This window comes from Streptomyces sp. NPDC012825, assembly GCF_042900925.1.
In the GTDB taxonomy this organism is placed as follows: Bacteria; Actinomycetota; Actinomycetes; order Streptomycetales; family Streptomycetaceae; genus Streptomyces.
On sequence record NZ_JBIBBZ010000008.1, the window covers coordinates 54,225 to 77,101 of the forward strand.

General features: G+C 76.5%; 3 protein-coding genes. 1 reads left to right on the top strand and 2 read right to left on the bottom strand.

The window, feature by feature from the left end; all coding sequences use genetic code 11:
- Nucleotides 1-53: 53 nt before the first annotated feature.
- A complete protein-coding gene (locus tag ACFY7E_RS18955; RefSeq protein WP_389486251.1) occupies nt 54-638 on the top strand; it encodes a 2'-5' RNA ligase family protein in 585 nt (194 codons plus the stop codon).
- Here ACFY7E_RS18955 and ACFY7E_RS18960 read toward each other — a convergent pair.
- Together ACFY7E_RS18960 and ACFY7E_RS18965 are read right to left on the bottom strand one after the other, a co-directional pair.
- Nucleotides 593-8,143, bottom strand: coding sequence for an amino acid adenylation domain-containing protein (locus tag ACFY7E_RS18960; protein WP_389486253.1), 7,551 nt, complete (start codon nt 8,141-8,143; stop codon nt 593-595). The two genes, ACFY7E_RS18955 and ACFY7E_RS18960, sit on opposite strands and share 46 nt — an antisense overlap.
- Nucleotides 8,140-22,641, bottom strand: coding sequence for an amino acid adenylation domain-containing protein (locus tag ACFY7E_RS18965; protein ID WP_389486255.1), 14,502 nt, complete (start codon nt 22,639-22,641; stop codon nt 8,140-8,142). Before ACFY7E_RS18965 ends, ACFY7E_RS18960 begins: the two co-directional genes overlap by 4 nt.
- Nucleotides 22,642-22,877: the final 236 nt, after the last annotated feature.

Consider the following 22,877-nt stretch of genomic DNA (forward strand, 5'->3'; position numbering starts at 1 on the left):
CGTCACACCGCCGCCGCTCCCCCGCACGCGGCGCGCGGCCGTAGGCTGCGCGTGTGCACAGTGTGGAACTGCTGCCCGACGCGTCGACCGAGCGGGCCGTCCGGGACGCGTGGCGGCGTCTGGCGGACGCGGGTCTGCCCAGTCAGGACGGGCACCGCCATCCGACGAACCGGCCCCACCTCACCCTCGCCTCGGCCGACGGCCTCCCGCCGGAGACGCGCGCCCGACTGCTCCGTGTGCTCGCGGAGGCGCTGCCCCTCCCCCTGCGTCTCGACGGGCTCGTACGGTTCTCCGGCCGGGTCCGCGTGCTGGCGTGGGCCGTGCGGCCCGACGACGCCCTGCTCCGGCTGCACGGGGCGGTGTGGCGGATCCTGCGCGAAGCACCGGAGAGCGGAAGGCCGAACCCCCTCCTCGATCCGGCCCGCTGGGTCCCCCACGTCACGCTCGGCCGCGGGCGCGACGCCTCCTGGGACGTGTCGGCGGACGGGGTGCTCTCCCCGTCCGCCGGTGCGCCGGCAGGTGTCCGGAACGGTGCGTGGACCTCCGCCCGGAGCTACGACTCCGTCACTCGTACGGTGGAACGCCTCGCCCCTCAGGGGGCGTCCGGAGCCGGCAGGAAGCCCGTCCCCCGGAAGTAGGCCAGGTAGCGCACGAGGACCTCCTCGGTCAGGGCCGGTGGCCGTACGCCGAGTTCCGCCGTCGCGGCGGTCGTGCGGCGGGAGTCGAAGCGGCGTCCGTCCACCGCTCCCCCGGCCTCCCCGGCGCCTCCGCCCTCGCCGAGGAACAGCTGGGCGGCGTTGTCGGGGCTGGCCGCGACGAGCGCCCGCCACTCCTCCGCGGGCACCCTGCGCAGCTCGTGGCCGAGCTTCTCTGCGACGGCGAACACCTGTTCCAGGCCGGGGGCGTCGGGATGGGTGAGGTGGAAGGTCTCCGTACCGTCGCGTCCGGCCGACGCGAGCGCCACCACCGCCGCGCTCACGTAGTCCACGGGCACCCAGCCCGTCGAGCCGTGCGGCAGGTCGGGGACCGCCTTCGCCTGGAGGCAGCCCTTGATGAGCTGCCACAGCAGGTCGCGGTCCTGGCAGGCCCCGGTGGCGGTGTCGCCGCTGATGCGGCCGGGCCGGTGGACGGTGACGGGGAGGCCGCGTTCGCGCGCCAGGCCGATCAGGCCCTCCGCGACCCACTTGCTCTGCGCGTAGCCGTCGGGCAGGTCCTCGGGCGGTCCGGTCGGCGTCGTCTCCGTGACGGTCACGGGTCCGGCCGACGGGGCGTGGACGCCGGTCGTGGACACGTAGTGCATGCCGGGCGAGCCGGAGTCGGCGAGCAGCCGCAGCAGTTCTTCGGTCCCGGCGACGTTCGCGGCGCGCAGGTCGCCGTAGCCGGCCGCGAAGTTGACCCGGGCGCCGTTGTGCAGCACCGGGCCGAGCCCGCGCACGAGCGCGGCGCGGACCCCGGGGGCGAGGCCGAGGCCCGGGGCGGCCAGGTCGCCGGGGACGGGGCGGATCAGGTCCCGGTAGCGGTCGCGCCACAGGCCGTACCGCCGCAGGTTCTCCCGCAGCCGGTGCGCGCCGTCCTCCTCGTCCGACGCCCGTACCAGGCAGTCGACCGGGCCGCCGGTCGTCTCGATCAGGTCGCGCAGCAGGAACGCGCCGAGGAAGCCGGAGGCGCCCGTCAGGAGGGGCCGGGGCGAGGGCCGGGAGGGGCGGCGCCGTCCCGGGCCGGCGGGCGCGGGGGTCCGTCCGGCGCCGGTGACGTCCTCGGCCAGGCGGACCTCCGCCGCCCAGTCCACCGGTCCGGGGCCGTCCGGCGGGGCGGTGCCGTCCTCGGTGTCCTCCAGGAGGCGGGCGACGCCCTCGACGGTCGGGGCGGCGAACAGGGCGCGCAGCGACAGGCGCCGGCCGCACCGCTCCTCGATCCGCTGGGCGAGGGTCACGGCGAGCAGGGAGTGCCCGCCGTGGTCGAAGAAGTCGTCGGTGACGCCGATGCCGGGCAGTCCGAGCGTCTCCGCGAACACCTCGCACAGCGTCCGTTCCCGGTCGGTGCGCGGCGCGCGTCCGCCGGTGCGCGGCTCCTCGGGCGCCGGCAGGGCCTTCCGGTCGGTCTTGCCGTTGGGCGTGAGGGGCAGCTCGCCGAGGCTCACGTGGGCGGCGGGGACCATGTGGTCCGGCAGGTGGTCCGCCAGGCGGGCCCGTACCTCCGACGTGTCGAGTGCCGTCGCCCCCTCGGCGGGGACGGTGTAGGCGACCAGGCGGCGGTCGCCGGGCCGGTCCTCCCGTACGACGGCGCAGGCGGCGGCGACGCCGGGCAGGGCGGTGAGCGCCGCCTCGATCTCGCCGAGTTCGATGCGGAAGCCGCGCAGCTTGACCTGGTCGTCCACGCGTCCGGCGTATTCGAGCTGTCCGTGGTGGTTCCAGCGGGCCAGGTCGCCGGTGCGGTACATGCGGCCGCCCGTCCGGTCGAACGGGTCGGCCACGAACCGGGAGGCGGTGAGCCCCGGCCGGTCGTGGTAGCCGCGGGCCAGGCCTCCTCCGGACACGTACAGCTCCCCCACCACGCCGGGCGGTGCGGGGGCGAGCCGGTCGTCGAGGACCCGTACCAGGGCGCCGTCGACGGGTGTGCCGATCGGCACCGTGCGGTCCGGGGCGAGCGGCCCGTCCGCGTGCTGGAAGCCGCTCATGGTGGCGCAGACGGTGGTCTCCGTGGGGCCGTAGGCGTTGACGAGGTGCCGTCCGCGCGCCCAGGCGCGGACGAGGGCGGGCGGGCAGGTCTCGCCGGCCAGGACGATCGTGGTCCCCGCGGGGAGGGACTCCGGGGGCATGACCGCGAGGGCGGCCGGCGGGAGCGTCAGATGGGTGATGCCGTGGTCGCGGACCCGGGCGGCGAGGGCCGGTCCGGGCAGCAGGGCCTCACGTGCGTCGAGCTCCAGGCAGGCCCCGGAAAGCAGGGCCATGCACAGCTCCCAGAAGGCGGCGTCGAAGCTCACCGAGGCGAGTTGCAGGACGCGGCTGTCGGAGGTGAGCCGCAGCCGTTCCCGCTGGGTCGCGGCCATCGCCCCGATGCCCCGGTGGGTGACGGCCACGCCCTTGGGGCGGCCGGTGGAGCCCGAGGTGTAGATGACGCAGGCCGGGTGCGCCGCGTCCGGGAGCGGCAGCGGGGCGGACGGGTCCGCGGCCGGCGCGTCGTCCCCCTGGTACAGGTGCGGGACCGCGGTGGACGGGAGGCGCCGGTGCAGCTCGGGGGTGGTGAGCAGCAGGCGGGGGGCCGCGTCGTCGAGCATGTGCGCCAGACGGGCGGCCGGGTAGTCGGCGTCGAGGGGCAGGTAGGCGGCTCCGGCCCTGAGCACGCCCAGCAGCGCGACCACCAGGCCGGCGTCGCGGGGCAGGGCCACGGCCACCCGGTCCTCCGGGCCGACGCCCCGGGCGGCGAGCCGCCGGGCGAGGGCCTCGGCGCGCGCGTCGAGTTCGCGGTAGGTCAGGGTCGTGCGCGCGTCGCGGACGGCCGGGGCGTCGGGGGCCCGCCGCACCCGGTCGGCGAAGAGCGCGGGGAAGGTGTGCTCCGTCGGGTTCCCGCGCGGTCCGGTCCCCCACCGGACGAGACGGGCCCGTTCGGTGTCGTCGAGCACGTCGTAGGCGTGCAGGGGCAGGCCCGGGTCCTCGGTGACGGTGCCGAGCAGGTGGACGAGCCGGTCGGCCAGGCCGCGCACCGTGTCCGCGTCGAAGAGTTCGGTCGCGTAGTCGACGGAGGCCCGCATGCCGCCGGGGGCGTCCTCGCCGCCGGGCGCCTCGACGAAGGTGAACGCCAGGTCGAACTTGCTGACGCCGAGGTCGACCGGCACGCCGTGGACGGTGAGGCCGGGGAGGTCGACGGGGGCGGCGGGGGCGTGGTTCTGGAGCACCAGCATCGTCTGGAACAGCGGGTGGTGGTGGGCGCGGGCCGGGTTGAGGAGTTCCACGAGCCGTTCGAAGGGGACGTCCTGGTGGGCGTGGGCGGCCAGGTCGAACTCCTTGACGCGGTGCAGGAGTTCGCGGAAGGTCGGGTCGCCGCTCAGGTCGGTGCGCAGCACGAGGGTGTTCACGAAGAAGCCGACCAGGTCGGCCGTGGCCTCGTCGGTGCGTCCGGCGACGGCCGTGCCCAGGGGGACGTCCTCGCCGGCGCCGTGCCGGGAGAGCAGGAGCGCCAGGGCGGCCTGGAGCACCATGAAGACGCTGCACCCGTTCTCGCGGGCGAGCGCGGCGATCCGCCGGGCGGTGGCGTCGTCGACGGCGAAGTGGTGGGTGGCGCCCTCGTGCCGGGGCGCGGGGGGACGCGGGCGGTCGCGGGGCAGTTCGACGCACGCGGGCAGTCCGGCCAGGGCGTCCCGCCAGAAGGCGAGCTGCCGGGAGACCGGGCTGTCGGGGTCCGTCTCGTCGCCGAGGAGTTCCCGCTGCCACAGCGTGTAGTCGGCGTAGTCGACGGGCGGTGGGGTCCACTCCGGGGCGGCTCCCCCGAGGCGGGCGCGGTAGGCGGTGCCCAGGTCGCGGACGAGGGGGGCCAGGGACGAGCCGTCCGCGGCGATGTGGTGGATCACGAGGACGAGGACGTGGGACTCGTCCGCGAGCCGCAGCAGGGTGGCCCGCAGCGGGAGTTCGCGTGCGATGTCGATCGGTTCGGCCACGGCCGCGGCGATCCGGTCCGCGCGCTTGTCCTCGTCGACGGAGTCGAGGAGGAGCGCGGGGCGGGCGTCCTCGGGCGCGAGGACGTGCTGCGCCGGGTCTCCTCCCCGCTCGGGGAAGACGGTGCGCAGGGGGGTGTGGCGGGCGACGACGTCGTGGAGGGCCAGGCGCAGGGCGTCCACGTCGAGCGGGCCGTCGAGGCGTACGGCGAAGGGGATGTTGTACGTGGCCGAGGGGCCGTCGAGCCGGTGGAGGAACCACAGTCGGCGCTGGGCGTACGACAGGGGCAGCGCGTCGGGTCGCGGCCGGGCCGTCAGGGGCGGGCGGGCCGGGCGGCCGGCGTCCTCCAGCGCGGCGGCGAGCGAGGCGACGGTGGGGTGTTCGAAGAGCGTGCGGATCTCGGTCTCGGTGTCGAGCGCGGTGCGGATGCGGCCCACGAGCAGGGTCGCGAGGAGCGAATGGCCGCCCAGGGCGAAGAAGTTGTCGTCGGCGGCGACCCGGGGCAGGCCGAGCACGTCGGCGAAGAGCCCCGCGAGGATCTCCTCGCGGGCGCCGCGCGGGGCCCGTCCGGTGGTGGCCGGCGCGTCGGCGGGCGCCGGCAGGGCCGCCCGGTCGAGCTTGCCGTTGGGCGTCAGCGGCAGCGCTTCCAGGGTCTGTACGGCGGCGGGGACCAGGTAGGCGGGCAGACGGCTGCCCACGTGCGCGACGAGGACGGCCGGGTCGGGCGTGCGGCCGGGGGCCGGGACGACGTAGGCGGTCAGGACGCGGTCGCCGGGCCGGTCCTCGCGGACGACGACGCACGCGGCGCGCACCGACGGGTGGGCGCGCAGGGCGGCCTCGATCTCGCCGGGCTCGATGCGGTGGCCGCGCAGTTTGACCTGCTGGTCGGCGCGGCCGACGTAGACGACGCGCCCGTCGGGGGTGCGGCGCACGAGGTCGCCGGTGCGGTACAGGCGGCCGCCGGCCGGGTCCGAGGGGTCGGCGACGAACCGGGCGGCCGTCGCCCCCGGCTGTCCGAGGTAGCCGCGCGCCACTCCCGGGCCCGCCAGGTACAGCTCGCCCTCGGCGCCGTCCGGCACGGGGCGCAGCGAGGCGTCCAGGACGAGGGCGCGCACCCCGTCGAGCGGCCGTCCGACGGGCGGCACGCCGTCCGGGTCCTCGTCGGCGGTGACCCGGTGCAGGAGGGCGAAGGTGGTGGCCTCGGTGGGGCCGTAGGCGTTGAGGACGCGGGTGCCGGGGTGGGCGGCGGCGAGCCGCTGGAGCACTCCGGGGGCGGCGGCCTCCCCTCCGGCGGCGGCGAGGCGGAGCAGGCCGAGGGCGTCCGGGTCGGTCTCGGCGAAGACGTTGAACAGGGCCGTGGTGAGGAAGGCCGCGGTGACGCCGTGACGGGCGACGAGCTCTCTGAGCCGCTCGGGCTGGAGCACGCCGTCCGGCGCCACCACGATCCGGCCGCCGCGCAGCAGGGGCACCCAGATCTCGAAGGTGGCGGCGTCGAAGACGTACGCCGAGTGCAGCAGGACCGCGTCGGTCGCGCCGTCGTCCCAGGTGCGTTCGGCCGCGAGCGCGGCGATGTCGGCGTGGGTGACGCCGACGGCCTTGGGCAGGCCGGTGGAGCCGGAGGTGAACATGGTGTACGCGAGCCGGGCGCCGCCGGCGGCTGCGGGCAGCGGGCCGGGGGCGGCGGGGCGGCCGTCCCGTACGCGGCCCGCGGCGTCCACGGTCACGATCCGCGCCCCGGGGCCGAGCGACCGCACCCAGGGGTGGGTGCGGGTCTCCGCGTCGACGACCAGGAGGCGGGGGGCGGCGGCCCCGGTCACCCGGGAGAGCCGTTCCTCGGGCCAGGTCGGGTCCAGGGGTACGTAGGAGGCGCCCGCGCGCAGGACTCCGAGCGGTGCGGTGACCTGGGCGGCCGAGCGGCCGAGGAGGAGGCCGACGCCTTCCTCGGCGGTCGCGCCGAGGCCCGTCAGGGTCCCGGCCAGGTCGTCGGCGAGGGCGCACAGCTCCCCGTACGTGAGCCGTTCGCCGGTTCCGGTGACCGCGACCGCGTCCGGGTGGGCGGCGGCGTGCCGGGCGACGGCGTCGGGGAGGTCCGTGGCGAGGACGGCGGCCGGGAGGGGGGCGCCCCCGCCCCGGGCGAGCAGGGTCTCGTGCTCGCCGTCGAGGAGGACGGACACGGTGTCGGCCGGGCGGTCGAGGTCGTCGGCCAGGGTCGTCAGGAGGGCGCGCATCCGGGCGACCGTGCGGGCCGTCTCCGCGCGGTCCAGGAGGGTGGGGCGGAAGCCGAAGGTGACGCGCAGGGCGGTGCCGGGGGCGATGGTGAGGGTGAGGGGGTAGTGCGCGGCGTCCGTGCCCTCGAACCCGGTGACGGTCAGGCCGGGGAGGCCCTGCCGGGCGGTGCGCAGGGTCTCCTCGTCGAGGGGGTAGTTCTCGAACACGGCCAGGGTGTCGAAGAGCGTGTCGAGGCCGGTCGTCGCGCGTATCCCGGTCAGTCCCACGTGCTGGCTGCCGAGCAGCCGGCCCTGTTCGTCCTGGAGCCGGGTGAGGAGTGCGGCGAGGGTCTCGCCGGGGCGGAGGGACAGGCGCACCGGCACCGTGTTGATGAAGAGGCCGATCATCGACTCGACGCCGGGCAGCTCCGGGGGGCGGCCGGAGACGGTCGTGCCGAAGAGGACGTCGTCGCGGCCGGTGAGCCGGGAGAGCAGCAGGCCCCAGGCGCCCTGGACGAGGGTGTTGAGGGTGAGCCGGTGGGCGCGGGCGGTCGCCCTCAACCGCTCGCTGGTCACCGCGTCGAGTTCGAGGACCAGGGTCTCGGGCAGTTCGTCCGGGCGTGCCGCCTCCGCCGCGCCGCGCCCGGCGAGCAGCGTCGGCGCCTCGACGCCCGCCAGGGCGGTGCGCCAGGTGTCGAGGGCGGCGGCCTCGTCCTGTCCGGCGAGCCAGGCGAGGTAGGTGCGGTAGGGGGTGACGCGGGGCAGGGTGAGGTCGTCGCCCCGGTGGGCGTACAGCTCGAACAGCTCGCGCACCAGGAGCGGCATCGACCAGCCGTCGAGCAGGATGTGGTGGCTCGTCATCACCAGGCGGTGGCGGCCGGGCCCGGTGCGCAGCAGGGAGAACCGCATCAGCGGGGGGGTGGCGAGGTCGAAGCGCCGGGTGCGGTCGGCGGTGAGGAAGGCGCGGACCCGTTCCTCGACCGTCCGGCCGTCGTCCGGGGCCGTGAGGTCGTACCGCTCCAGGGGCACCGGCACCTCGGCGGCCACGGCCTGCACCGGCTCGTCGAGGTCCTCGTGGAGGAAGCCCACGCGGAGGTTGGCGTGCCGGCGCAGGAGCGTGCCGACGGCGGCGTGCAGCGCGGTCGTGTCGACGGCGCCTTCGAGGGTGAAGACGAACTGAGCGGTGTAGACGTCGACGGCGTCGGAGTCGTACAGGGCGTGGAAGAGCATGCCCGCCTGCAACGGCGTCAACGGCAGGACGTCTTCGAGCTGGAACCCGGTCACTTGCGGCCACCCCACTTGTTCTTCAGTCGGTCGAGCTGGTTCTGGTCGAGGGAGACCAGGGGAAGGTCGGACGGCGTCCAGCCGCCCGCGTCGGGCCGTTCGGCGTGTTCGGCGATCGCGCCCAGGGCCCGGTCGAAGGCGTCGGCGAGGGCCGTCACGTCCTCCTCGGCGAGCAGGTCGGCGGGCCAGGTCCAGCGCGTCACGAGGCGCGGCCCGCCGGGTCGGTCCTCGGTGTGGGCGTTGATGTCCAGGACGTGGTGGACGGGCATGTCCCGGTCCTGGGCGGCCGGGGCGCCGCCGTCGAGCACCACCTGCCAGTCGGCGTCCCCGTCGCCCGCCGGGTCCTGTGCCGCGTACCGGCCGAGGTAGTTGAAGCCGATCTGGGGTTCGGCCGCGCCTTCGCGGCGGGCCCGCGCCCCGGGGTCGAGGCGGTACAGCACGCCGTGGCCGATGCCGTGGTCCGGCACCGCCCGCAGCTGTTCCTTGACGCGTTTGACGGCCCGGTCCACGAGGCCGGCGTCGAAGCGGGCGGGATCGCGCGGATCGAGGGGGCCGGGATCGAGCAGGACGGGATGGAGGCTGGTGAACCAGCCGACCGTACGGGACAGGTCGAGGTGTCCGGCGATCTGCTCGCGGCCGTGGCTCTCCAGGTCGATCAGGACGCCGGTGCCCTCCGGGCGCGGCGCCCCGGTCCGGTCGGCGCGCCCCGCCCGCCAGGAGCGGACGGCGAGGGCGAGCGCCGTGAGCAGGACGTCGTCCACGCCCGCGTGGAAGGCGGCCGGGGCGGTGGTGAGCAGGGCCCCGGTGCGGGAGGCCGCCGGGTGGGTGGTCAGGGTCCGGGTCCGGCCCGCCGTGTCCCGCGCGGGGTCGAGGGGCCGGCCGGCGAGCGGCGGGTCGGAGGCGCGCGCCACCGTCTCCCACAGCGGGAGTTCGGACGCCCGGACGCCTTCCCGGGCCTGGGCGGCGAGGAGGCGCGCCCAGGACCGGTAGGAGGTGGTGACGGGCGGCAGGACGGGGGCGTCCGGAGCCGGTACGGGGTCGGCGGCGGTCACGGCCCGCCAGGCCGTCGCCAGGTCCTCGGCGAGCACGCGCCAGGACACCGCGTCGACCGCCAGGTGGTGTACGACGAGCAGCAGGCGGCCGCGGGCGTCGGGCCCGGCGTCGCACCACACCGCCTCGAACACCTCGCCGTGCGCGGGCCGCAGCCGCCGCCTGGCCCGCTCGCCCGCCTCGGCGAGGGCGGAGCGGACCTCGTCCGCGTCCCGCCCGGTGGCGTCGATCCGGGTGAGGCGGGGGCGGACCGGTACGGTCCCCCGGGGCAGGGTCTCCAGGGCCGGTTCGCCCCCGGCCGTGCGGACGACCCGCACCCGCAGCATGTCGTGGTGGTCGACGAGGAGCTGGAGCGCGGCGGCCAGGTGTTCCTCGTCGGCGCCCTCGGGGGTCCGCAGCACCGCGGACTGGTTGTAGCCGTCCGTGGGGCCCGGCCGGTCCAGGAACCAGGCGGCGATGGGGGTGGGCGGCATCGTGCCCACGCCGTCGTCGGCCGGTGCCGGGGTCCGTTCGCCGAGTTCCTCGGCGACCGCCGCGATCGCCTCGGGCGTGCGGTGCAGGAAGACGTCCCGGGGGGTGACGCCGAGCCGGTTCTCCCGGATCCGGCTGACGAGCTGGATGGAGAGGATGCTGTCGCCGCCGAGCGCGAAGAAGTCGTCGTCGGTGCGCACGTCGGGGACGCGCAGCACCGTGGCGAACACGTCGCACAGGATCCGCTCCCGCGCGGTGCGCGGCTTTCCGCCGTCCCGTCGTCCGGTCCCGGCGGCGGGGCGGGCGGGGGCCGGGAGGGCGCGCCGGTCCGTCTTGCCGTTGGGCAGCAGCGGCAGCGCGTCCAGGGGGACGAGGTCGGCGGGGATCATGTACGGCGGGAGGGAGACGGCCAGCCGTTCCCGCAGGTCGCGGGCGTCGGGGAGCCCGGGGCCGCCGGGTGCGGGGACGGCGTAGGCGACGAGGCGCTGTTCGCCGGGCCGGTCCTCTCGGACCAGCACGGTGGCGGCGGCGACGCCGTCGAGCGCGGTGAGGGCGGCCTCGATCTCGCCGGGTTCGATGCGCAGGCCGTGCAGCTTGACCTGGTCGTCGGCGCGGGCCACGTAGGAGAGGAGGCCGTCCGCGGTGCGGCGGACGAGGTCGCCGGTGCGGTACATCCGCGTTCCGGGGGGTCCGAACGGGTCGGCGACGAAGCGTTCGGCGGTCAGGCCGGGGCGGCCGAGGTAGCCGCGTGCCAGGCCCTCGCCGGCCAGGTACAGCTCGCCCACGACGCCCGGCGGGACCGGGGAGAGGGTGTCGTCGAGGACGTACGCGCGGGTGTTGTCGATCGGCCGGCCGAGGGGGACCGTGCCCGTGTCCCGCGTCGTGGACACCGCCGTGGGGTCGGACGCGGCCCGGTCGGGCGGCGTGGCGTCGGCGGGCCGGTGGCGGTGGGCGGTGGCGTCGACGGTCGCCTCGGTCGGGCCGTACAGGTTGTGCGTCTCGGCGCCCCAGGCCCGTCCGGCGCGTTCGGCCAGGGACGCGGTCAGCGGCTCGCCGCCGCACAGGACGGCCCGGAGGGACGCGGGGGGCTCCTCGCGCCCGGTCTCGCCGAGGACGAGGGAGAGGAGCGAGGGCACGAACTGGGCGATCGTCACCCCTTCCCCGCGCATCCGGGCGAGGAGCCCGGCCGGGTCGTGGTTGAGGGACGGCGGCACCGGGCAGGTGGCGCCGCCGTGCAGCAGCGGCAGCCAGGTCTCCCACACCGAGGCGTCGAAGCTGGGCGAGGTGCGGGCGAGGACGCGGTCGGTGCCGGTGAGGGAGAGGTGGTCGGCCATCCAGGCCATGTGGTTGGTGAGCGCGGCGTGGGTGACGACGACGCCCTTGGGCCGGCCGGTCGACCCGGAGGTGTGGATGACGTAGACGGCGTCCTGCGGGTGTGGCACGGCATCCGGTACGAGTACGGGTACGGACTCGGGCGCGGGTTCCGCCGCCGTCTCCGGTCCGTCGACCGCGAGGACCGGCACCGGCAGGTCCGGCAGCGTCCTCAGGGTCGCCGTGGTGGTGACGAGGAGGGCGGGCCGGGCGTCGTCGACCACGAAGCCGAGCCGGGCGGCGGGGTACTCCGGGTCGACCGGCAGCCACGCGGCGCCCGCCTTGGCGACCGCCAGCATCGCCACCACCTGGTGGAGGGTGCCGGGCATCGCGAGCGCCACCACGTCCCCGCGGCCGACCCCGCGCCCGCGCAGCAGGCGCGCCAGGGCGTCGGAGAGCGCGTCGAGTTCGGCGAAGGTCGTGTGCCGTTCGCCGTCCCGTACGGCGACCGCCCCGGGGGTGCGGTCGCGCTGGGCCCGGAACGCCTCGGGCACGGTCCGCGCCCGCACCGTCCGGGCGGGGCCGTGTCCGCTCCGGACGAGCGCGGCCCGCTCGTCCGCCGTCAGGACCTCCGCCGTGCGGACGGGCCGGTCCGGGGCGGCGGCGAGCGCGCCGAGGAGCCGGGTCAGCCGGGCGGCGAGGGCGTGCGCGGTGGCGGGCGCGAAGAGGTCGGTGGCGAACTCCAGGTGCCCGTCGAGGCCGTCGGGGCGGCCCTCCTCGTCCCGGCGCTCGGTGAACGTGAAGGTGAGGTCGAACTTGCTGATGCCGGTGCGGACCGGCTGCTCCGTCACCGTGAGGCCCGGCAGGTCCACGTTCGCCCCGGCGTGGTTCTGGAGCACGAGCATGGTCTGGAACAGCGGGTGGCGGTTCTGGGCCCGCTCGGGGTCGAGGGCGTCCACGAGCCGCTCGAAGGGCACGTCCTGGTGGGCGTAGGCCGCGAGGTCGAACTCCCGGACGCGGTCCAGGACTTCGGCGAACGTGGGGTCGCCGCTCAGGTCGGTGCGCAGGACCAGGGTGTTGACGAAGAAGCCGACCAGGTCGTCGAGCGCCTCGTCGGTGCGGCCCGCGACGGGCGTGCCCAGCGGGACGTCCTCGCCGGCGCCGTGCGCGCGCAGCAGCACCGCGAGCGCGGCCTGGAGGACCATGAAGAGGCTGCATCCCCGGGACCGGGCGAGGTCGGCGAGGACGCGGTGCGTCGCGGCGTCCACCGGGAAGGCGAACGCGTCGCCCCGGTGGGTGGCGACGGCCGGGCGCGGCCGGTCGAGCGGCAGGTCGAGGAGGTCGGGCAGTCCGGCGAGCGCGGTCCGCCAGAACTCCAGCTGCCGGGCGGCCGTGCCGGACGGGTCCTCCTCGTCGCCGAGGAGTTCCCGCTGCCACAGGGTGTAGTCCGCGTACTGGACGGGGAGTTCGGCCCAGGCCGGCTCCTCCCCCGCGACGCGGGCGCGGTAGGCCGTGCCGAGGTCGCGGGCGAGGGGGGCGAGGGACCAGCCGTCGCCCGCGATGTGGTGGACGAGGAGCACCAGGACGTGGGAGTCGTCCCCGAGGCGGAGCATCCGGGCCCGTACCGGCCGTTCGGCGCTCACGTCGAAGGCGTACGCGGTCTCGGTGCTCAGCACCGCGTCGAGCAGGTCCGGTGCGACGTCGCGGGGCGTCAGGTCGAGGTCGGCGCCGGCGGCGTCGAGCACCCGCTGGCCCGGCACGCCCCCGGTGTCGGGGAAGACGGTGCGCAGGCTCTCGTGCCGTTCGACCACGTCCGTGAGGGCGCGGGTCAGGGCGTCCGTGTCCAGCGGGCCGTCCAGGCGCAGGACGAGCGGCACGTTGTACGTGGAGCTCGGGCCCTCGAAGCGGTGGAGGAACCACAGGCGCCGCTGCGCGGGGGACAGCGGCATCGGGTCGGGCCGCGCGCCGGCCCGTTCGAGCCGTGCCCGGGCCGTGCCCGCGCCGTCGAGGGCGGCCGCGAGCGCCGCGGGCGTCGGGTGCTCGAAGACGGTCCTGACCTCGATCTCCACGTCGAGCACGGTGCGCAGCCGGGCGGCGAGGCGGGTGGCGAGCAGGGAGTGGCCGCCGAGGGCGAAGAAGTCGTCGTCGGCGCCCACGGTCCGCAGGCCGAGCAGGTCGGCGAAGAGGCCGCAGACGATCTCCTCGCGGGCGGTGCGCGGGGCCCGGCCGGGGGCCGGGGCGTCGTGCCCGGGCGCCGGGAGCGCGGCGCGGTCGACCTTTCCGTTGGGGGTGAGCGGGAGCGCGTCCAGGAGGACGAGCGCGGTGGGCACCATGTAGGCGGGCAGGACGCGGCCGACCTCGCGGGCCAGTTCGCCGGGGTCGGGGCGCGCGCCGGCGGCCGGTACGACGTAGGCGACGAGCCGGCGGTCGCCGGGCACGTCCTCGCGGACCAGGACGAAGGCGTCGGCGACCTCGGGGCGGCCGGCGAGGACGCCCTCGATCTCGCCGGGTTCGACGCGGTGGCCGCGCAGCTTGACCTGGCCGTCGGCGCGGGCGACGTACGCGACGTGCCCGTCCGGGGTCCAGCGGACGAGGTCGCCGGTGCGGTACATGCGGCCGCCGTCGGCCGCGAAGGGGTCGGCGACGAAGCGGGTGGCGGTCGGGCCGGGGCGTCCGGTGTAGCCGCGCGCCACGCCGCGCCCGGCGAGGTACAGCTCGCCCACCACGCCCGGCGGGACCGGGCGGAGGGCGTCGTCCAGGACGTGGAGGCGCATGCCGTCCAGGGGGCGGCCGATGGGCGGCGGCCCGGCCGGGAGGTCGGCGGCGACGGCGTACCGGGTGGCGAAGGTGGTGGTCTCGGTGGGCCCGTAGACGTGCAGGACCCGGGTGTCGGGGGCGAGCGACGCGACCTTCTGCATGGCGTCGGGGGAGGCGAGTTCGCCGCCCGCGCACACCGTCCGGAGGCCGGCGAAGGCGCCCGGGTCGGTCTCGGCGACGACGTTGAACAGGGCGGTCGTCAGGAAGACGGCCGTCACCCCGTGCTCGTGGACGGCGGCGTCGAGGGTGCGGGCCTCCAGCAGTCCCTCCGGCGCCACGACGACCCGGCCGCCGTTGAGGAGCGGGGTCCAGATCTCGAAGGTGGAGGCGTCGAAGACGTACGCGGAGTGCATGAGGACCGCGTCGGCGGCGCCGTCCGCCCAGGCCGCGTCGTGCGCGAGGGCGGCGACGTCCGCGTGGCTGACGCCGACGCCCTTGGGCAGGCCGGTGGAGCCGGAGGTGAACATGGTGTAGGCGAGGGCGGTCGGGGCGGGTACGGGCGCCGGGGCGCCGGGCCGGTCGGGGGCGCCGCGCAGGACGCGTCCGAGCCGGTCCACGACGAGGAGCGGCAGGCGGCCGGCGCGTGCGGTCACCCAGGGGGAGGCGGCGTTCTCCTCGTCGACGACCAGGACGCGGGGCTCCGCCACGGCGGCGACCCGGTCGAGCCGTTCGCCGGGCCAGCGCGCGTCCAGCGGGACGTAGGCGGCGGCCGCGCGGACCGTGCCGAGGGAGACCGTCACCACGGCGGGCGACCGGCCCAGGAGGACGCCGACGGAGTCCTCGGGGCCGACGCCGAGCCCGGCGAGGGCGGCGGCGAGCTCGGCGGAGATCCGGTCGAGGGCGGCGTAGGAGAGGGTGTCGGCGCCGTCCGTGACGGCCGGCGCGTCGGGGGTGCGGCGCGCCCACCGCGCGAAGAGGGCGGGCAGGGTGCCGTTCCCGGCGCCGGTCGCGGTGTCGGATCCGGCTCCGGCGGGGAGGGCACGGCCGGTGCCCCAGCGGGTGACGCGGAGGTGCTCGTCCGGGGTGAGCGGGTCGTGTCCGGACAGGCGCCGGTCCGGGTCGGCGACCACCTGTTCCAGCAGCCGGACGAGCCGGGCCGCGAGCTCCTCGACGGTGGCGCGGTCGAAGAGCGCGGTGGCGTACTCGACGCCGCCGGAGAGACCGCCTCCCTCCTCGTCCTCGTCGAAGGCGAAGGTGAGGTCGAACTTGCTCAGTCCGTTGTGGACGAGGCGGTGCTCGACGGTGAGGCCGGGCAGGTCGGGGCGGACGGGCCGCTGGTTCTGGAGGACCAGCATGGTCTGGAAGAGCGGGTGGTGGTCCCGGGCGCGGACGGGGTTGAGGCTCTCGACGAGCCGCTCGAACGGCACGTCCTGGTGGGCGTAGGCCGCGAGGTCGAACTCCCTGACGCGTCCGAGCAGTTCGCGGAAGGTCGGGTCGCCGGACAGGTCGGTGCGCAGGACCAGCGTGTTGACGAAGAAGCCGACCAGGTCCTCCAGGGCCTCGTCCGTGCGGCCGGCGACCGGCGAGCCGATCGGTATGTCGTCGCCCGCCCCGTGCTGTCCCAGCAGGGCGGCCACGGCCGCCCGGAGCACCATGAAGAGGGTGCTGCCGGAGGCGCGGGCCAGGTCGAGGAGGCCCGCGTGCAGGGCGGGCGGCACGTCGAGGGCGACCACGGCGCCCCGGGGGTCCGTGACGGCGGGACGGGGCCGGTCGAGGGGCAGTTCGATCAGTTCGGGCAGGCCCGCGAGCGCGCCGCGCCAGTGGTCGAGCTGCCGGTCGAGCACGTCGCCGTCCTCCCGGAGGAGGTCGTGCTGCCAGAGGGCGTAGTCGGCGTACTGGAGCGGGGTGCCGGTCGCCGGTTCGGGTGCCCGGCCGGCGAGGCGGGCCCGGTAGGCGTCGCCCAGGTCCCGGGTCAGCGGCCCCAGGGACCAGCCGTCGCCCGCGATGTGGTGGAGGACGAGGACCAGGACGTGGTGCTCGGGGGCGGCGCGCAGCAGCCGGGCGCGCAGCGGCGGGTCGGTGAGCACGTCGAACGGTTCGCGCACGGCGGCGAGGACGGCCGCCTCCAGGTCCGTCGGCGCGGTGCTCTCGACGGGCGGCCGGGGCGCGGCCGTGGCGGCGGGCAGCACCGTCTGGCGGGGCACCCCGTCCCGTTCTGGGAAGACCGTGCGCAGCGACTCGTGGCGCTCCACGACGTCGAGCAGGGCGGCGCGCAGGGCGTCCGCGTCCAGCTCGCCGCGCAGTTCCAGGACGAGGGGGACGTTGTAGGTGGAGCTGGGCCCTTCGAGGCGGTTGAGGAACCACAGCCGGCTCTGCGCGAAGGACAGCGGCAGCGGGTCGGGGCGCCGCCGGACGGGCGCCACCGCAGGCCTGGCCGGTCCCGCCGGGTCCAGGACCCGGGCGAGGGCGGCGGGCGTCGGGTGCTCGAAGAGGGTCCGTACGGCGAGGTCGGCGCCGAGCACGGCGCGGATCCGGCTGACGACGCGCATCGCGAGGAGGGAGTGTCCGCCGAGGTCGAAGAAGCCGTCGTGGGGTCCGACCGAGGGGCGTTCCAGGACGTCGGCGAAGATCCCCGCGACCAGGTCCTCCCGGAGGGTGCGCGGGCCCGGTCCGGCTTGGGCCCGGTCGTCGTCGGCGGGGGCGGGCAGGGCGCCGCGGTCCACCTTGCCGTTGGGCAGCAGCGGCAGCGCGTCGAGGACGACGACCGCCTCGGGCACCAGGTGGTGCGGCAGGGTCCCGGCGAGCGCGTCCCGCAGGGCGGTGGCGCCGGGTGCCGGGTCGGCGGTGACGGCGTACGCGACGAGCCGGCGGCGTCCCGGGGCGTCCTCGCGGACCACCGCGCAGGCGGCCGTGACGCCGGGCAGGTCGAGGAGGGTCGCGGCCACCTCGCCCGGTTCGACGCGGAAGCCGCGGAGCTTGACCTGGTCGTCCGCGCGTCCGATGTGTTCGAGCAGTCCGTCGCGGTTCCACCGGGCCAGGTCGCCGGTCCGGTACATGCGGGCGCCGGGGGCGTCGAACGGGTCGGCCACGAACCTGCCGGCGGTGAGGGCCGGGCGGTCGAGGTAGCCGCGGGCGAGGTGGGGGCCGGAGAGGTACAGCTCGCCGGTGACGCCGGGCGGTACGGGGCGCAGCCGCTCGTCGAGGACGTAGGCGCGCGTCCCGTCGACGGGGCGCCCGATGGGCACGGATCCGCCGGACGCCGTGCGGGAGGGCTCCTCCGGGTCCACCCGGTGGGCGGTGGCGTCGATGGTCGCCTCGGTCGGCCCGTACAGGTTGTGCGGCTCGGCGTGCCACCGGGCGGCGACGGCGTCGGCGAGGGCGCGCGGGAGGGGCTCGCCGCCGCACAGGACGGCCCGCAGGGCGGGCGGCGGTGTCCCGGTCCCCTCGGCGAGGACGAGTTCGAGGTGGGAGGGCACGAACTGGGCCACGGTGACGTCGAACCGGCGCATCCAGGAGAGGAGTTCGCGCGGTTCGCGGTTGGCTCCGGGGGGCGCCACGCAGACCTCGGCGCCGTGGGTGAGCGGCAGCCACAGCTCCCAGACGGAGGCGTCGAAGCTGGTGGAGGTGCGGGCGAGGACCCGGTCGTCCGGGGTGAGGTCCAGGTGGCGCGCCATCCAGGCCATGTGGTTGGCGAGGGCCGCGTGGGGGACGACGACGCCCTTGGGGCGGCCGGTCGACCCGGAGGTGTGGATGACGTAGGCGGCGTCCGCCGGATGGGGGGCGGCGGGCTCCCCGGATCCGGGTGCCGGGTCCGGGACGCGTACGGCCGGATCGTCGGACCGTACGGCCTGTTCCGAGGCGCGTACGGCCGGGTCGTCGAGGGAGAGCCGGCGTATGCCGCCCGTCGGTATGCCGGCGGGGACGTCCGTCCCGGTGAGGAGCAGCACGGGGCGCGCGTCGTCCAGGATCTGGCGGATGCGGGCGGGGGGGTACTCCGGGTCGACGGGCACGTAGGCGGCTCCGGCCCGCAGCACGGCCAGCATGGCGACGACGGTGTCCACCGAGGCCGGAACGGCGAGCGCCACCAGGGTGCCGCGGCCGGCGCCGCGCTCGCGCAGCACCCGGGCGAGGGCGTCGGCCCGCGCGTGCAGTCCGGCGTACGTGAGGGTGGTGCGCGGGTCGCGCACGGCGGGCGCGTCCGGGGTGCGGGCGGCCCACTCCCCCACGGACTCGGGCACGGTGAGGTCCGGCAGCGGGCGCCGCTCGCCGCGTCCGCGCTCCAGGAGGTCCGCGCGCTCGTCCGGGGTGAGCGGGTCGAAGTCGTCGACGGCGCGCTCGGGGTCGGCCACGGCGTGGGTGAGGACGCGGGCGAACCGGTCGGCGAGCGCGCGGGCGGTGGCGGGCTCGAAGAGGTCCGTGGCGTACTCCAGGTGGCCGCCGAGCCGTACGCTCCCCGGGCTCTCCGGGCTCTCCGGGACCTCCACGAGGGAGAACGTCAGGTCGAACTTGCTGATGCCGGTGTGCCGGGACCTGTCCCGGACGGTGACGCCGGGCAGGTCGAGCGCGGCCGCCCGCTGGTTCTGGAGCACCAGCATGGTCTGGAAGAGCGGGTGGTGGCCGCCGGACCGGTCCGGGTTGAGCTCCTCGACCAGCCGCTCGAACGGCAGGTCGGCCCGGTCGAAGGCCGCGAGGTCGAACGCGGCGACCCGGCGCAGCAGTTCGCGGAAGGACGGGTTCCCCGAGAGGTCCGTGCGCAGCACGACGGTGTTGACGAAGAAGCCCACCAGCTCGTCCAGGGCCTCGTCGGTCCGGCCCGCCACGGCGGTGCCAAGCGGGATGTCGGTGCCCGCGCCGTGCGCGCGGAGCGTCACCGCGAGCGCCGCCTGGAGGACCATGAAGGGCGTGCAGCCCGCGTCGCGGGCGAGTGCCCCGAGCCGCGCGTACACATCGGCGGGCAGGTCGAACGGCACCGCGTCGCCACGGTGGTCCGGGACCGTGGGGCGGGGCCGGTCCAGGGGCAGTTCGAGCAGGTCGGGGGCGCCGCGCAGGGCGTCGCGCCAGAAGGCGAGCCGACGCGCCACCGGGCTCTCCGGGTCGCCGTCGTCGCCGAGCAGCTCCCGCTGCCAGAGGGTGTAGTCGGCGTACTGGACGCGCAGTTCGGGCCAGTCGGGGGCGGTGCCCGTGGTCCGGGCGCGGTAGGCGGATCCGAGGTCCCGGCAGAGCGGGGCCAGCGACCAGCCGTCGGCGGCGACGTGGTGGAGCACGAGGACCAGGACGTGCCGGTCGGGGCCGGTCGCGAGCAGCCGGGCGCGCACGGGCGGGTCGGTGGTGAGGTCGAAGGGTTCCGAGGTGAGGCGGCGTACCGTCCGTTCGGCCCAGTCCCCGGCCGGTTCGTCCGCCGGGGGCGTCTCGACGGCGAGGGGGACGAGGGACGCGGCGGTCCGCGCGTCGGCCACGACCTGGCGGGCCTCGCCGTCGTGCTCGGCGAGGACGGTCCGCAGGCTCTCGTGCCGGGCGACCACGTCGGCGAGGGCGCCGCGCAGCGCCCCGGTGTCGAGGGGTCCTTCGAGGTCGAGGACGAGCGGCACGTTGTAGGTGTCCCCCGCGTCCTCGGCGCGGTTGAGGAACCACAGCCGCTGCTGTGCGAAGGACGGCGGGAGGGGGTCGGGCCGGTCCCGGGGGGCGAGGGCGGGCCGGGTCTCCCCGGTCGTGCCGAGGGTGGTGGCGAGGGAGGCCACGGTGGGGTGCGCGAAGAGGTCGCGCAGTTCGGTGTCCGCGCCCGTCGCGGCCCTCACCCGGGCGACGAGCCGGGTGGCGAGCAGCGAATGGCCGCCCAGGGAGAAGAAGTTGTCGTCGACGCCCACGGCGGGCACGCCGAGGACGTCGGCGAACAGGCCCGCCAGGACCTCTTCCTGCGGTGTGCGCGGGGCGGTCCCCCGGGCGGTGGGGGCCTGGGGCGCGGGCAGGGCCCGCCGGTCCACCTTGCCGTTGGCGTTCAGGGGCAGCGCGTCGAGGGGGACGAACGCGGCGGGCACCATGTAGGCGGGCAGGACGCGGGTGAGGTCGCGGGCGAGTTCCGGTCCGTCCGGCCGTGTGCCGGGGGCCGGTACGACATAGGCGACGAGCCGGCGGTCGCCCGGCGCGTCCTCGCGGACCAGGACGCGCGCGTCGCGGACGTCGGGGCGGGCGAGCAGGGCGTTCTCGATCTCGGCCGGTTCGATCCGGAACCCTCGGAGCTTGATCTGTCCGTCGGTCCGCCCCGCGTACTCGACGTCCCCGTGGGCCGTCCAGCGCGCCAGGTCGCCGGTGCGGTACATGCGGCCGCCGTCCGGGTCGTACGGGTCGGGGACGAACCGGGTGGCCGTGAGGCCGGGCCGGCCCAGGTAGCCGCGGGCGACGCCGGCGCCGCTCACGTACAGCTCGCCCACCACGCCGGGCGGCACGGGGCGGAGGGAGTCGTCGAGCACGTACAGGCGCGTGCCGTCGAGGGCCCGGCCGATGGGCGGGACGCCGGGGGCGTCGGGCCGGACCGGGTGGCGGGAGGCGAACGTGGTGGTCTCGGTGGGGCCGTACACGTTCAGGAAACGGGTTCCGGGCGCCGCGGCGGCCGTCCGTCCCATCAGGTCGGGGGCGGCGGCCTCGCCGCCGGCGGCGACCAGGCGCAGGCCCGCGAAGGCCGTCGGGTCGGTCTCGGCGACGACGTTGAAGAGGGCTGTGGTCAGGAAGAGGGCGGTCACGCCGTCGCGGGCGGTCGCGTCCTCGAGCCGGCGCGCGTCCAGGAGTCCGGCGGGGGCGACGACGACCCGGCCGCCGTTGAGGAGCGGCACCCATATCTCGAAGGTGGACGCGTCGAAGACGTACGCCGAGTGCAGGAGGACCGCGTCGCAGGTGCCGGTCCAGGCGGAGTCGGCGGCCAGGGCGAGGACGTCGGCGTGGCCGACGCCGACGCCCTTGGGCAGGCCGGTGGAGCCGGAGGTGAACATGACGTAGGCGAGCCGGTCGCCGCGGACGGGTCCCGGCAGCGGGCCGGGCCGTTCCGGGCCGCCCCGGAGGACGGTGCCCGTGCGGTCGACCACGAGGACGGGCAGCCGGGTGGCGGCCTCCTTCACCCAGTCGCGCCCGGCGGCGTCCTCGTCGACGACCAGGGCGCGGACGCGGGCGGTCCCGGCGACGCGGTCGAGGCGTTCGGACGGCCAGTCGGCGTCCATCGGCACGTACGCGGTCCCCGCCGTCACCGCGCCGAGCGAGGCGGTCACGACGGCGGCCGAACGGCCCACGAGGACGCCGACCCCGTCCTCGGCGCGGAGGTCCCAGCCGGTGAGGGAGCGGGCCAGGTCCGCGGCCCGCTCCGCCAGTTCGCCGTACGAGAGGGTGGTGGCGCCGTCCACGACGGCGGGGGCGTCCGGAGCCGTGCGGACGCGGGCGGCGAACGCCTCGGGCAGGCTCGTGGCCGTGGTCCCGGCGGGCAGTCCGGCGCCGCGTCCCCGGTCGAGGAGCGCCTCGGCGGCCTCCCCGCCGAGCAGCGGGAGGTCGCGCACGAGTGCGTCGGGGTCCGTGTCGGCGAGCGTGGCGAGGAAGCCGGCCACGGCCTGCTGGTGGAGCCGGACGTCGTCGGGGTGGTAGAGCGCCGGGTTGGTGTCGAAGCCGATCAGCGGGCCGGTTCCCTCGGCGCGTTCGGAGACGAACAGGGACACGTCGTCGACGGGGCCGATGGACAGCAGGCGGGAGGTGGCGGGGCTGCCGGCGAAGTCCAGGTCGTAGTCGTAGCCCATGACGTTCACGACGAGGTCCGTGAGGCGTGCCGCTCCGTCGGCCAGGTTCAGCTCGCGGGCCAGCTGTTCGCGCGAGAAGCGGCGGTGGCGCAGGGCTCCGCGCATCTCGGCGGCGACGCTCCGGACGAGTTCCCCGACCGTCGTGCCGGGGTCGACGGCCAGCCGCAGGGGCAGGACGTTGGAGGTCATCCCGATCACGTGCCGGAGGGCGCCGTGGCGGCCGTGGGAGGCGAGGCCCACGCAGACCTCGCGGCGTCCGGTGACCCGTGCCGTGTAGGCGGCGACCGCCGCGACGAGGACCGCGCTCCAGGTGGTGCGGTGGCCGGCCGCGAGCCGTCGCAGGCCGTCGAACACGGGCGGGGGGAGGGTCTCGCCCGTGTGCAGGTCGGCGCGGCCGGGCGGGTCGTCGTCGTCCCCGGGGCGGGCCGGGTCCGTGCGTCTCCTGAGGAGGGGGCTGCCGTCCTCGGGGCCGGACCCGTCCGCGGCGCGGTCGGAGAACCTGCCGGTCCAGTGGGCGCGGTCCGCCTCCAGCCGGTCGGAGGCGCGGTAGGCGTTCTCGTCGGCCACGAGGTCGCGCAGGGGGCCGGTGGGCGGCTCCGCCTCCGAGAGGTCCTCGCCACGCGCCGCACGCGCGTAGAGGTCGGCCACGGTCCGGGCGAAGAGCGCGCCGCCGAGGCCGTCGACGGCTATGTGGTGGTAGCGGACGTACCAGTAGTGGAGGCGCGGGCCGAGCCGCAGCAGCGCGAAGTGGTGGGTCGGCGCTTCGAGGCGGTCGACGGTGGCCATGTCGTCGGCCATGTACCGCTCGGCCGCCGCGGCGGGGTCGTCGGCTGCCGTGAGGTCGACCCGGTGCAGCCGGTCGGTTCCGGCCGGCGGGCGGACGACGTGCTGCCGGACGGTGCCGTCGTCGGTGGTGAACGCGAGGTTCAGGCTGTCGCAGAGGTGGACCGCCCGGTTGAGCGCGGTGGCGAATAATCCCTCGTCGAGCCCTCCGCGAATCTCCATGCATTCCCCGATGTTGTATTTCGGGCTGCCCGGATCGATCAGTTGGCCATACCACACGCCTTGCTGGGCCGTGGTGAGTTCGAGGTATTCGGGGGTGGATTCGTCCGACGGAACGGAAGGGTATTCAGGCATGCCGACGACACCTTCGGTGAGGTTTTGCGGGGACGGTCGAGCGGCGGGCGGGCATTCGGCGAGCCGAGATCGGAGACGGTCTTTTCCCGCGTGGCGGCACACACGGGGGACACACCGCGCGGCCTTGCCGCGGGTGCCGTGGAGATCTCGCGCGGGGACGCGCCCGCCCTGTGCGGACCGCGCGGGCGGCACGGTCCGCACAGGAGGGGAGGGAGGTCGCGCGGCGCCCCGCCGCC